Origin of the sequence: Streptomyces sp. NBC_00554 (genome assembly GCF_041431135.1) — a bacterium.
GTDB lineage: Bacteria > Actinomycetota > Actinomycetes > Streptomycetales > Streptomycetaceae > Streptomyces.
Genome location: NZ_CP107799.1, coordinates 1,329,794 through 1,341,458 on the forward strand (window position 1 = coordinate 1,329,794; position 11,665 = coordinate 1,341,458).

Annotated in this window: 12 protein-coding genes; 4 read left to right on the top strand and 8 right to left on the bottom strand. The window is 68.9% G+C overall.

Translation table 11 applies throughout. From position 1 onward, the window contains the following. Positions 1-51: 51 nt before the first annotated feature. A complete protein-coding gene (locus OG266_RS06005) occupies positions 52-600 on the top strand; it encodes a DUF1062 domain-containing protein (protein ID WP_371543599.1) in 549 nt (182 codons plus the stop codon). Positions 601-775: 175 nt separating this feature from the next. Further along, entirely contained in the window at positions 776-1,441 is a 666-nt protein-coding gene (locus OG266_RS06010; RefSeq protein ID WP_371543602.1) for an NAD-dependent epimerase/dehydratase family protein, read from the top strand. A gap of 178 nt (positions 1,442-1,619) precedes the next feature. Here OG266_RS06010 and OG266_RS06015 read toward each other — a convergent pair whose 3' ends face one another. The 5 genes from OG266_RS06015 to OG266_RS06035 all read right to left on the bottom strand — a co-directional run bounded on the left by OG266_RS06015 (position 1,620) and on the right by OG266_RS06035 (position 6,699). Further along, positions 1,620-2,243 (bottom strand): ATP/GTP-binding protein, encoded by a 624-nt coding sequence (locus OG266_RS06015; protein ID WP_371543604.1) that lies wholly within the window; start codon positions 2,241-2,243, stop codon positions 1,620-1,622. Further along, the gene (locus tag OG266_RS06020; RefSeq protein ID WP_266472804.1) at positions 2,230-2,586 is read right to left on the bottom strand and encodes a DUF742 domain-containing protein; all 357 of its coding nucleotides are present in this window, start codon (positions 2,584-2,586) and stop codon (positions 2,230-2,232) included. Before OG266_RS06020 ends, OG266_RS06015 begins: the two co-directional genes overlap by 14 nt. A gap of 1 nt (position 2,587) precedes the next feature. Then, positions 2,588-3,016, bottom strand: coding sequence for a roadblock/LC7 domain-containing protein (locus OG266_RS06025; RefSeq protein ID WP_266472805.1), 429 nt, complete (start codon positions 3,014-3,016; stop codon positions 2,588-2,590). Positions 3,017-3,027: 11 nt separating this feature from the next. After that, positions 3,028-5,463, bottom strand: coding sequence for a nitrate- and nitrite sensing domain-containing protein (locus OG266_RS06030; RefSeq protein ID WP_371543607.1), 2,436 nt, complete (start codon positions 5,461-5,463; stop codon positions 3,028-3,030). Between the two features lie 213 nt (positions 5,464-5,676). Continuing rightward, entirely contained in the window at positions 5,677-6,699 is a 1,023-nt protein-coding gene (locus tag OG266_RS06035; protein ID WP_371543610.1) for a substrate-binding domain-containing protein, read from the bottom strand. Between the two features lie 463 nt (positions 6,700-7,162). On the opposite strand from OG266_RS06035, the gene OG266_RS06040 reads away from it, so the two are divergent. After that, positions 7,163-7,699 carry a TetR family transcriptional regulator gene (locus tag OG266_RS06040; protein ID WP_371543612.1) on the top strand — a complete coding sequence of 179 codons (537 nt, stop codon included), beginning with the start codon at positions 7,163-7,165 and terminating at the stop codon, positions 7,697-7,699. 59 nt (positions 7,700-7,758) lie between these two features. Here the strand turns inward: OG266_RS06040 and OG266_RS06045 are convergent, their stop codons facing one another. From OG266_RS06045 to OG266_RS06055, 3 genes are all read right to left on the bottom strand, one after another. Further along, positions 7,759-8,442, bottom strand: a complete 684-nt coding sequence (locus OG266_RS06045; RefSeq protein WP_371543614.1) for an HAD family hydrolase — start codon at positions 8,440-8,442, stop codon at positions 7,759-7,761. Then, positions 8,435-9,607, bottom strand: coding sequence for an acyl-CoA dehydrogenase family protein (locus tag OG266_RS06050; protein ID WP_371543617.1), 1,173 nt, complete (start codon positions 9,605-9,607; stop codon positions 8,435-8,437). The genes OG266_RS06045 and OG266_RS06050 overlap by 8 nt, the downstream gene beginning before the upstream one ends. A 222-nt stretch (positions 9,608-9,829) precedes the next feature. Then, positions 9,830-10,792 carry a ScbA/BarX family gamma-butyrolactone biosynthesis protein gene (locus OG266_RS06055; protein WP_371543620.1) on the bottom strand — a complete coding sequence of 321 codons (963 nt, stop codon included), beginning with the start codon at positions 10,790-10,792 and terminating at the stop codon, positions 9,830-9,832. Positions 10,793-10,973: 181 nt separating this feature from the next. Here OG266_RS06055 and OG266_RS06060 point away from each other — a divergent pair, with 181 nt between their 5' ends. Next, positions 10,974-11,645 carry a ScbR family autoregulator-binding transcription factor gene (locus OG266_RS06060; RefSeq protein WP_371543623.1) on the top strand — a complete coding sequence of 224 codons (672 nt, stop codon included), beginning with the start codon at positions 10,974-10,976 and terminating at the stop codon, positions 11,643-11,645. Positions 11,646-11,665 lie beyond the last annotated feature (20 nt).

Consider the following 11,665-nt stretch of genomic DNA (forward strand, 5'->3'; position numbering starts at 1 on the left):
GCGCCGCGCTCCTTTTTGCTGCGGACTTCTCACTGAAACCGGTGTACTTCTGTGCTCAATAGCTGGGTGGTCATGCCCACCTGCCTGCCAACCGTTCTCCGCCGTTGCCACGCGTGCGCGTCCGAACGCTTCCGGACCAGCGGAAAATTTCGCGTCAACGCAAACCACAAACTCCTCGACGCCTGGCTCCTCGTGCTCTGTACGGGTTGCGGGGACACGGCCAAGCTCACGGTCCTGGAGCGGATGAATGTGCGCTCCGTACGACCTGAGCTGCTGGACCGGATGCACGACAACGACCCTGGTCTGGCGGCTGAGTTGCTCCAGGATCCGGTCGTGCGGCGCCGTAATCGCATCGCCCTCGACTGGGACGACGCCTGGCGCCTCGACACCGGCGGATCGGATCACCTGGACCGCGAGGTGATCGACGTATCGGTCCGCTTCGCGGCGCGGATCCCGGTCCGGCCGGTGCGACTGATCGCTGAAGGTTGCGGTCTTTCGCGGGCCGAGGTCGAGCGACTGATCACGGAGGGGAAGCTCGTTTCGGCCGTCCGGCTGAGCGGCAAGCTCTCCGGCGACTTCACCTTCACGCTCCAACGCTGAGCCCTCCTCGGGACCAGGGCCTGTCCGGCAAGACGCGCCGGACAGGCCCTGGTCCACCGAACGCGGCACTCGGTATGTGGTCGTACGCGGAAAACACCGGATTCCGGTGGCGACCGTTCACCTGCAATGGGCTGATCATGGAACCCTCAAGTACGAAACCTGGAACGGAGTCGACGTGAAGGTAGTTCTCTTCGGTGCATCGGGCATGGTCGGGCAAGGCGTCCTGCGCGCATGCCTGGAAGACCCCGAGGTGGCCGAGGTCATCGCCGTCGTACGGCGACCGCTCGGCAAGAACGCGCCGAAGCTTCGCGAAGTGCGGCACGATGACCTCTCCGATCTCACCCCGATCGCGGCGCAGTTGTCAGGGGCGCACGCGTGTTTCTACTGCCTCGGAGTGTCGTCGGTGGGGCGCAATCGCGAGGAGTACGAGAGGATCACGTACGGCTACGCGATGGAGGCGGCGCGAGTCGTGGCGGCCGGGAATCCGCACCTGACATTCGTGTACGTGTCGGGGGAAGGCACCGACAGCACGGAACGGGGGCGAGCCTTCTGGGCCCGGGTGAAGGGCCGGACGGAGAACGCGCTGATGGCCATGGACATGCGCGCGTACGCCTTCCGTCCCGGATGGATCCAGCCCGTCCACGGGGAGACCTCCCGAACACGGTGGTACCGAGTGGCCTACCGGATCACGTCCTGGCTCTATCCACTCCTGCGCCGCGTGACACCCCGCTACGTGACCAGCACCGAGCACCTCGGGCGGGCGATGATCGCCGTCGCCCGGCTCGACGGTTCCGGACCCCGCGTTCTACGGACGGACGAGATCACCCGGCTCGGCGCGTAGAGAGGTACGGGCGGCAGGCCGCCGGAAATCACCCGAATCCAGCGATGGCACTTCACCGGCGCGGCCGGGACCTTGACGGTCCGACGACAGAGGGAAGCGGCTCGATGCCGATCCGCATCCGGCCCAGGCCTCGGCAGCGGCGCCGCGTTCTCCTGCGACAGCCCGAGGAGCGTGTGCGTCACAGACTCCGGCTGGGCCTGCCGTTTCTGTTCTTCTGGGCCGAGGTGGCGATCAACTGGTCGATCAGGGCGATCAGTACGTCCCGGCACGACTCGCGGTCCCGCGCGTCACAGAGGAGTACGGGAGTTCCCTCCGGCAGGGCCAGGGAGTCACGGATCTGCTCGGGGTCGTACGGATGCTTTCCGTGGAAGCCGTTGACGCCGACGACGAACGGGATGTCCCGCCGCTCGAAGAAGTCGATCGCGGCGAAGCTGGACTCCGGCCTGCGTACGTCGATGAGGACCACCGCGCCCAGAGCGCCGATGGCGAGGTCGTTCCACATGAACCAGAACCGCTGCTGCCCGGGCGTGCCGAAGAGGTAGAGGATCAGTTCCTGGCTGAGCGTGATCCGGCCGAAGTCCAGGGCCACGGTGGTGGCGTGCTTCTCCGGGATGCCGTTGAGGTCGTCGACGCCAAGGCCGGCCGAGGTCAGCGGTTCCTCGGTGCGCAGCGGGACGATCTCGCTGACCGACCCGACCATGGTCGTCTTGCCGACACCGAATCCTCCGGCGATCAGGATCTTGACCGTGTCCGGTGCATCGGGTGCCGAGGTCCCCTGGGTGACGGGGTCAGAGCCGGCCAAGGCCGTCCCTCACTTTCTGCAGCAGGTCCATGTCCGAGGTTCGGGAGATCTGGCGCGGCGCATGGGCGGTGATCCGGCCCTCTTCCAGCAGATCGCACAGCATGATGCAGACGACGCTCACCGACAGGTCGAGCTTGGCGGCGAGCTCCGCCACGACGACCGGCTGCGCGCACAGCCGCAGAATCCGCGTGTGCTCGGGCTGCGGCCGGGCGGCCCGGTCGGGCGGCGGGTCCACCGCGGTGACCATCGTGATGAGGGTGAAGTCGGCGCGGCTGGGCCGGGTCCGACCGCCGGTCAGCGTGAACGGCCGTACCAGACGGCCCGCCGCGTCGCCTCCGTTCACCTCACTCGCCGTTGTCGGTGATGGCGATGCCGGCGCGGGGTGCCGCACTGAGGTGCTCGCCGATCTTCTTCACCAGCATGTTCATCTGGTACGCGACCACGCCGACGTCCGCGCCCTGGCTGGTGAGCACCGCGAGGTGGGCGCCGGGTCCTGCCGTGCTGAGTATCAGATAGCAGTTGGCCATCTCGATGAGTGCCTGGCGCACGGGGCCGCCTCGGAAGTCCATGCTGACGCCCTTGCTGAGGCTCATCAGGCCGGACGCGGTCGCCGCCAGCCGCTCGGCGTCGTCCCGCAGGAAGCCCGTGGACCTGCTGACGACCAGTCCGTCCTCGGAGAGCACGACGGCGTGGTTCACCTCGGCGACCCGTTCCACCAGTCCGGTGAGCAGCTGGTCGAGCTGGCTGTGCGTAGCGGGAACGGGACGTGTCATTTCTCTGTCCTTCATGAGCGGTCTGCGGGCGGAGTCGAGGTGACGGATGCGCCTTCCGGTGCGGCTTCTTCCCCTTGGTCGCCCGTCGTATCCGTGGCGTCGTCACGCGCCTGGAGCGTTCCGCGCTGGAAGCCGGCGAGGGAGGAGGCCGCGCGCTCGGCGCTGAAGTCCTCGAAGGCGTCGTCAGCGGCCACGGTGGGCCCGGAGTCCTCCCGCAGCTCGGCGGCCAGGCTGGTCTGCGGTACCCGGCGCGGCAGCGGAGAAAGGTCACCGCCACTGTCGGCTCCGCTCGAGTCCGGGTGGGGCATCCCGGAGGCGGACCGGGACGCGTCGGCGGTCGGAGAGGCGGCGGCCGTCCGAACCCGGGCGACGGGCTGGGTCTCCCGCGAGCGCTCGTGGGTCTGCCGCTCCGGGCCGGGAGTGTCCGCAGTGGAGCCCTTCGCGGCTGCGGCCGACTCCCGGGCCGGGGAGTCCGCCGAACCCGCCGACTCCTTGTCCGTGGAAGGGGATTCGCCGGGCTCCCGCACCACGATGTCGTGCGGGATGAGCACGATCGCGGTGGTCCCTCCGTACGGCGAGGAGCGCAGCGTGACGGCGATGCCGTGCCGGGTGGCTAGCCGGGCGATCACGAACATGCCGAGCCGCAGGTCGTCGGCCAGCGCCACCACGTCGAACTGCGGGGGCACCGCCAACTGGGCGTTGAACGCCGCGTAGTCCTCCTCGGACATACCCAGGCCGCGGTCCTCGATCTCGACGGCGAGTCCCTTGGCCACCATCCCGGCCCGCATCCCGACCGGGCTGGGCGCGGGTGAGTACGCGGTCGCGTTGTCGATGAGTTCGGCCAGCAGGTGGATGACGTCCGCCACCGCGGGCGGGGTGAGGAACACCTCCTCGTCGGTGTGCACCTCCACCCGCTGGTACTCGGCGATCTCACCGATGGCACTGCGCAGGATGTCGATCAGCGCGACCGGTTCGGTCCAGCTGCGCCGGGGCTGCCCGCCGCTGATGATGACGAGGTTCTCCTCGTACCGGCGCAACTGGCTTGCGTTGGAATCGAGTTCGTACAGGCCCTTGAGGATCTGCGGGTCCTGGTGCTCGCGTTCCAGGGTGTCGAGCTTGCTGAGCTGCAGGTTGACCAGGTTCTGGCTCTGCCGGGCGATGCCCAGGATCACCTTCTGGAAGCCGCGTCTGGTGTCGGCGAGTTCCACCGCGGTGTGCACGGCCGTGCGCTGCGCGGTGTTGAACGCCTGTGCCACCTGCCCGAGTTCGTCCCTGCCGTAGTCCAGCGGGGGCGCGGCGGACGCCATGTCGATCTTCTCGCCGCGGTCGAGCCGGGCAACCACGTCGGGCAGCCGTTCCTCCGCCAGGCTGAGGGTGGCGATGCGCAGTCCGCGCAGCCGACGGGAAAGGGACCGGGTGATGCGCCACGACATCACGACGCACACCAGCAGGGCGACGAGTCCGCCGGCGCTCAGCGAGGCCGCTTTGATCAGCAGTCCCTGCGCCTTGTCGTCGCTGCGTTCCAGCAGTGCGGCCGTCTCCTGGCGAATCAGGATCGTGTACTCGTCCGAGAGCTTGGCCAGTGCGGCACTCCACCGCTTCTGCGCGTCCGGCAGAGCGATCTCACGGTCATCGGTGAGGCCCTTGGCCCGGGCCGCGAGCACCTGGTCCTCGACGGCCTCCAGGGTCTTCCACTCCGGGCTCTGGAGGACCCGCTCGGTCTGTGTCTTCAACGTGCCGCGCACCGAGGGCTGGAGCTGGTCCTCGACGAGCCAGCGCCGTACGTTGACCAGCTGCGTGAATTGGTCCCACGACTTCTCGTCGAGCCGCCCCGACGGCCAGGCCAGGTGCAGTTGGGCGTCCTCCTGGGAGACCAGTTCCGCCGAGTGCTCAAGGGCGACGAGCGGCCCGGCTTGCGAGGTGAGGTCACCGTCGTCGACCTGGGAGAGCTCCTGGAAGGCGTGGATCTGGTCGTCGATGATCGAGGTGTACTGGGCCAGTGCCTGGTCGCCGGTCATGTTGGTGGGGTTGTCCACCTGACCCCGGTAGTACTCCAGGCTCCCCATCGAGGCGATGACCGAGTACATCCGGTCGGCGATCCGCTCGGGGGCCTGCTGGATCGCATCGGACTGGCCGACCAGTTTGGCGACCTCTTCGTCGGTACGTTTCCGCTGCTCGTCCAGGGCGGTCCGGGAGCTGTCGGGCGAGGCCAACAGCACGGCCGACAGGCTGCGTTCCTGCTGCAGCGCGAGCGTCGCCTCGGTGCCCATGGCTCCGGTCGACTTGCTCAGTCCGGTCTGGTCCAGCAGCCGCAGACCCTCGGAGAACATCTGGATCGTCGTCACACCCCAGATGGCGGCGAGGGTGACGCTGGGGACCAGAGCCAGAAGGATCAGCGAGAGTCGTATGGACCCGAGACGGCGCCGGGCACCTGTCCGTGGAGACATGGTCGTCCTAGGGCGATCAACAAGCGGATGTGGGCTGCGGGGGGGGCGAGGGAGCGGGCATGGTGAGCGGGGGAGGGGTTTCGGACGAGCGCGGCGGGGGTGACCGTATGTCCGTACAACCCCAAGGGGTGTGCAGGATGCTATCCGTACAAGTGACCGTACACACGGTGAGTACCCGAAACCTTGGTCACGCCGTTATATGACGGCGGCGGATCAGCGGGTCCCCTTGGCCGCGAACTCCGCGACCGCGGCGACGTTCTCCTTGGTGACGAACGCCGGACCGGTGAGCACCGGAGCCACTCCGCCGCCGCTGAGATTGCCGTTGGTCTTGTACAGCCAGAGCGAGTCCACGGCGAGATAGCCCTGCAGATAGGGCTGTTGGTCCACCGCGAACTGCACATCCCCCGACTGCACGGCCTTGACCAGGTCCGTATTGAGGTCGAAGGTGGCGACCTTGGCCTTACTGCCCGCCTCCTTCACGGACTTCACCGCAGCGAGTGCGAAGCCCGCCCCGTTCGTGACGACTTCGTCGATGGTCGGGTCCTGCCGCACCTTGGCCGTGATGGCCTCGGTCGCCGTGTCGATGTCGGCGCCGTTCACGTAGAGATTCTCGGTGTCGCCGCCGAACGTCTTCTTCACACCGGCGCAGCGCGCCTCCAGTCCGACGTTGCCCTGCTCGTGGATGACACACAGGGCGTGCTTGGCGTTGTAGCCGTCCAGTCTGTCGCCGACGGCCTGGCCCGCGACACTGTCGTCCTGGCCGAAGTACTCGAGCAGGCCCTCCGACTGCCAGGCGTCGATACCGGAGTTGAGGCCGACGACGGGGATGCCGGCCGCCTCGGCCTGGCCGACCGCGCTCTTCATCGCTTCCGGCTTGGCCAGGGTCACCGCGATGCCGTCGACCCGGTCGGCGACCGCGTCCCGCACCAGGTCCGCCTGACCCGTGGCGACGGGGTCGTTCGTGTACGTCAGGTCGATGTTGTCCTTCGCGGCCGCCGCCTGCGCGCCCTTCTGCACCAGCTCCCAGAACACGTCCCCCGGGGCGCTGTGGGTGATCAGGGCGATCTTGAGCCGGGGAGTTCCCGCCTGGCCTGCCGGGGCGGCGTCGCTGCCGGATTCCGACCCGCCGGAGGCGGAGCAGCCTGCGGCGAGCAGGCAGACGGCGGCGAAGGCGGAGGCCAGGGCCGTGCCGCGCACGGAACTGCCGGACAGGTGACGTGAGGGAGTCATGTTCATGGTGGTGCAGCACCTCGCTGTGCGGCCGGGCAAGCGGATGGGGGGCGTCAAGTCGGTACGACCGTCGGCGAGATGTGGACCGACTGTCTGACTATCGCTTGCCGGAGCAAAGCGCGTGTGACGCCTGGTAGTCAAGTGAGCACCTGCTCAGGGTGTCCGGCGGACATGCCTGAGACACGAGGTCCGGCATGCCCAACCGGCCTGCAGGGGGCTTCCCTCCGGCCCGATCCGCCGCACCCGCCACGAACTCGCCGACGAGCGTCGGCCACGCCCTCGACGACCTGCGCGGCTCCCGCAGCCCGACCAGCCGCAGTCACAACTGAGCCGTATCCCCCTTCCAGGCTTGTAAGCGGTCCGTCGGCAAGAAAAGATTCGTCAGCGACTGTTATTGCGAGTGACCGAGTGTCGACGGAGGGGCATCATGGTGAAACAGGAAAGGGCTTCGAGGACTCATGAGCGGTTCTTGGACGCGTCGGCCCACGAGTTCTCGCGCCATGGCTACGCGGGCGCCAATCTCCAGCGCATCGCAGCCCATGTCGGCATGACCAAGGGGGCGTTGTACGCCCACTTCCCGTCCAAGGACGCTCTCGCCGCCGTGTTCACCGCCGCGTTCGACCGGGTGGGGCACGAGCTGCTGCAGGAGATCGGTGAGGGCGACCCGCCGCTGACGAGCCTGCGCCACGTCACGATCGGCTTCGTCCGACGTATGCAGTCGGACCTGCGCTTCCGCGCCGGTCTCCGACTCGCATCCGAGGAGGCCTGCACCCAGGGACGGGTACCGGCCCTCATCGTCGACATTTCGGCCGCGCTCACCCGGCTCGTCGGCGACGCCCAGGAGAAGGAGCAGTTGACCAACCGGCAGCATCCGGAACTGATCAGCTCGCTCGTGGTGGCCCTGATGTTCGGGATGTACTACACCGCACCGGCGACCGGAATCGGCGACAACGCCGAACAGGTGCGCCAGGTCTGGCAATTGCTCTCCGTCAATGACACGGAGTGACGGCAGACCGGGGCGGAACAACGGCAGACACTCCCCAGCGGCTCCAGTCCCCCGGAGTCTCAGACCACCGCACCCACCGGCAGAACCCGGGCCCCGGGAATCGCAGCCAGCAACTCCGCGCTGCCGCCCACCACAACAGGGTGTCCGACCTCCGTGAGCATCGGCAGGTCGGACGGATGGTCTCCGTACGCGTAGCAGTCGGCCAAGTCGAGGTCCGGGTACCCCTCGGCCAGGTCCCGTACCACTCTCCGCTTGCCCTCCCCGATGCACGGCTCTCCGGTCACCGCTCCGGTGAGGATCCCGTCCCTCGCCTCGGGGCGGGTGCAGAGCACATGGCAGGCGCCGATGTCGGCCGCGACGGGGTCCACCACCGCGGGGAAGGAACCCGAGACCAGAACGAGCCGGTCCCCGGCCTCCCGGTGCTCGCGAAGTGCCGTGTGCGTGGCCGGCACATAGAAGCCCGGCATGGCGCTGCGCTGCGCGAACCATTCGGTTCCCCAGGCCGTCACGACGTCGAGGCGTTCGCCCCTCCAGGCCTCGTAGTACGCACGGTTTCCGACCTCGCGCGGGGCGCCTCCGGCCACCAGGGCGGCGATACGACGCCGTGTTCCGGCCGCGTGCAGGGCTCCGTCGGTGCCGTGCCGGGCGGCGAAGTAGAAGTCCAGGAAGTCGAACAGACTCTTGCCGCTGATCAGCGTCTCGTCGACGTCGCTGAACACCAGCCGGCGGGGTGTGTCAGGCATCTTCGGACCCGCCGACGGTGTCGAGGGAACGGGCGAAGGCTTCTGCGGCGGGTTCCAGGCGCAGTGCGCCGTGGGAGGCGACGGTCAGGACGTCCGTCCAATGCCGGTGCAACTCACCGTCCACGTCGCGAAGATGGGCGCCGCCGGTGCGAAACAGCCGGTCGACCGCGGTGGCCAGCCACTCCACGGCCACGGCGGCGTCCCGGCGGTTGACGGCGACCGCCCCCGGAGTGATCGGTTCGGTGTCCGCCCTTTGCGCCGCGGTACGCAGCATCAGCTCGGCCGCGTCGATCTCGGCGGCCGAGCGGGCCAGACGCTCCTGCACGGAGGGGCGGTCCAGGGGCCGTACGTCACCGGGGGTGTCCGCCTTGGCCCACCGGGTCCAGACGGCCAGGGCGCGGCGGGCGGCGCCGACCGCGGGCGCGCAGAACATGAGGCCGCCCGCGAGATGGGCGGGCGCCGCGTGGCACCGGGGCACGCCCGTGTCGTCGCCGGCCAACAACTTGGCGAGGCGGATGCTGCGGGTTTCGGGCACCACGGTCGCGTCGAGAACGACCGTGTTGCTGCCGGTGGCGCGCAGGCCCGTGGCGTTCCAGGTGTCGTGGACGGTCACGAGGCTTCTGGGGACAGCGAAGAGGCGTGCCGGACGGTCCGGCTCCGTCACCTCCGGCGCGACCAGCAGGATCCAGTGGGCGCCGTCGACGCCGCTGGCCAGGTCCCATTCGCCGTGCAGCAGCCATCCTCCGGGCGCCCTGGACGCGCTGCCCGACCGGGGCATGAGGGCGGCGGCGATCCGGACGTCGGGCCCCTCGCCCCAGATCTCCTTCTGCCCCTCCTCGGGCAGCAGCGACGCGAACCGTCCGTGTGCCGCCCACAGGACCGCGCACCATGCGGCCGAGGCGCATCCCTCTCCCACCGTGACGGCCGCGCGGAACACCTCGCCGAATGTCCCTTCCTCGCCGCCCCAGCGCCGGGGGACGAAGTGGCGTGCGAAGCCCGCGGCTTCCAGGGCGGCGACCGTCCCCGGTGTCAACCGCCGCTCGCGCTGGGCCTCACGGGAGTCCCGACGGGCCGTGTCGGCCGCCCGCCGAACGGCTTCCGGGCTCAGCGCGCCGCCTTGACCGAGCGGTGTGGCGCGAACTCGTCGTATTTCGGCGTCAGTCATGACGTCCTTCTGTCAATCGGCAATCAGACGTGGGCTGTTGAGGCATGCCGCCAGGCATGGAAAGCGCGTACAGGGAAGCCTTCGATTTTTGGCCACCCTTCAGTACAATTCCTTCCCGACGGTATGTGGCGGCTCGCCGACCATGCCGCAGACAACAAGTGGAGGCGGGGCATGGGGAGTTGGTGCGTGCCCGTGCGGGACGGTGACGTCCGCGCTCAGACCTCAGGCACAGGGCACGGGCAGACCGACCGGCAGTTCCCCTGCCGTCGCCGGTCGCATCGGAGCCCACACCGAAGCGCAGCTCGCGATCGGCGTGTCGCCCTGGAGCGCGTCGAGGCGCAGTCGGCGTTCGGCCCATGGGTCCACGGCCGTCACGTCCTCGCGCACGACGAGGCGGGTGGGTACGCCGACTTCACCGAAGGCCAGACAGTCGACGGCCGCCGACACGAGGGTGAGTGCGGGACCGCCGGGGTGCGGCGTCGCAGGCTGGGTCATCAGGTGGCCGAGTTGGCGGAAACCCTCCAACAGGACCATCAACGGCAGGTGGTCGGTGGGGTGGTCGAAGAGAACGGCGTGATCGAGGTCCGGTCTCAGCAGCCATTCGGCGGCCGACGAACCGGGGGCCAGCACACTGTCCTTGTTCCGCAGCCGGCCGACCAGGCCCGGCGCCAGCCGAAGGCTCGGCTCCTCGGGCGAGACGGCGGCGGACTCGGCTCCGCCGATGCGCCCGCGGATGATCCGATAGCTGCGCTCGTCGAGCGCGACGACCCGCAGACTGCCGCGGCCGCAGCTCCGGCCGCCGACGGAGAGTGTCACCTCGAGGCGGGCGCCGTAGCGGCGTGGCGGCCTGCGGTCGGTCCACTGCCAGCGCGCGTCCAGTTCCACCGGCAAGGGCTTGCCGCCCACACACATGGCGCCCGGGTCGGTGATCTCGAAGTCCATGTCGTACCCCACGAAGCGGTGGCTGAGCGGGACTCCGTAGTGCCAGTGGGCGAGGTAGACGAGCGCCTGTCTGATCGTCTCGGCGAACAGCAGCGGGTCGCTTCTCCGGTGGACGTCCGGATGATAGAGCGTGTGGTCGCGCGGCCACTGGCTGCCGATCAGGAAGTGGTCCTCGCCGAGCACCACCGCATCCGTGACGAAGACCTCCGCCACGGCGGCCCGGTGCACAAGACGTCGGGCCACCGTCCGCTGGAATTCGAGCTCCGGATCCGCAAGGACCGGTTCACCTGGAGTTTCTCGCCGTAGCCGACCCTGATACATCCTCGTCTCCCCCTAAAAATCGGGTCAAGCCGACGCAGCCTGCCCCCCGGTCGCCAAATATACCTTCGAGCAGGTTTCTTCAAAAGAGCGAAAGTGGATCATCATGGGAATCGCCGGCGATGCTTTCGGCCCTCAACTCCCCGCGGGCACCAGGGAGCTGAAGCAGGAGCGGGCGGTGCGGACGAGGGAGCGCATACTCGCGGCCGCCGCCCAGGCGTTCGCCGCCAAGGGCTATCCCGCGGTCACGATCCTGGACGTGGCCGAGGCAGCCGGCATGACGAAGGGCGCCGTCTACTTCCACTACGAGAACAAGGACGCCCTCGCGCTCGCGGTGACCGACCTGTTCTACCGCCGGATCGGCGAGATCGCCGACGCGGTCGAGGAGTTGGACCTCTCCCCCATCGGCTCCGTGGCCGAGCTGCTGCTGCGGACGGCCACGGCGTTCCGGGACGAGACGGTCCTCCAGGCCGGGGCACGACTCCAGCTCGAACGCCAACTGATCGGCATTCGGCTTCCGTTGCCCTTCCAGGGGTACACCGAGCTGATCACCTCGTGGCTGGCCAGGGATCGCGAGACGGGTGCGCGGGACGAACTTCCGCCGCCCGACACGCTCGCCACCGTGCTGGTCTCCGCCTTCTTCGGCGCCCAGCACATCTCCTGGGTGCTCGACGACCGTGCCGACCTGGTGGAGCGCACGACCGCGCTGGTGCGGACGATCATTCCGTCGGCCGAGGAGGACATCCAGCTGTGTCCGTCCGCGCCACGACGATGTTGAGGCTCCGGACACCGAACTGT

What these genes read in the sequence shown, in the direction of transcription:
- OG266_RS06025 (WP_266472805.1), bottom strand. Translation starts at nt 3,016, where the DNA reads ATGACACGTCCCGTTCCCGCTACGCACAGCCAGCTCGACCAGCTGCTC.
- OG266_RS06030 (WP_371543607.1), bottom strand. Translation starts at nt 5,463, where the DNA reads ATGTCTCCACGGACAGGTGCCCGGCGCCGTCTCGGGTCCATACGACTC.
- OG266_RS06035 (WP_371543610.1), bottom strand. Translation starts at nt 6,699, where the DNA reads ATGAACATGACTCCCTCACGTCACCTGTCCGGCAGTTCCGTGCGCGGC.
- OG266_RS06045 (WP_371543614.1), bottom strand. Translation starts at nt 8,442, where the DNA reads ATGCCTGACACACCCCGCCGGCTGGTGTTCAGCGACGTCGACGAGACG.
- OG266_RS06050 (WP_371543617.1), bottom strand. Translation starts at nt 9,607, where the DNA reads ATGACTGACGCCGAAATACGACGAGTTCGCGCCACACCGCTCGGTCAA.
- OG266_RS06060 (WP_371543623.1), top strand. Translation starts at nt 10,974, where the DNA reads ATGGGAATCGCCGGCGATGCTTTCGGCCCTCAACTCCCCGCGGGCACC.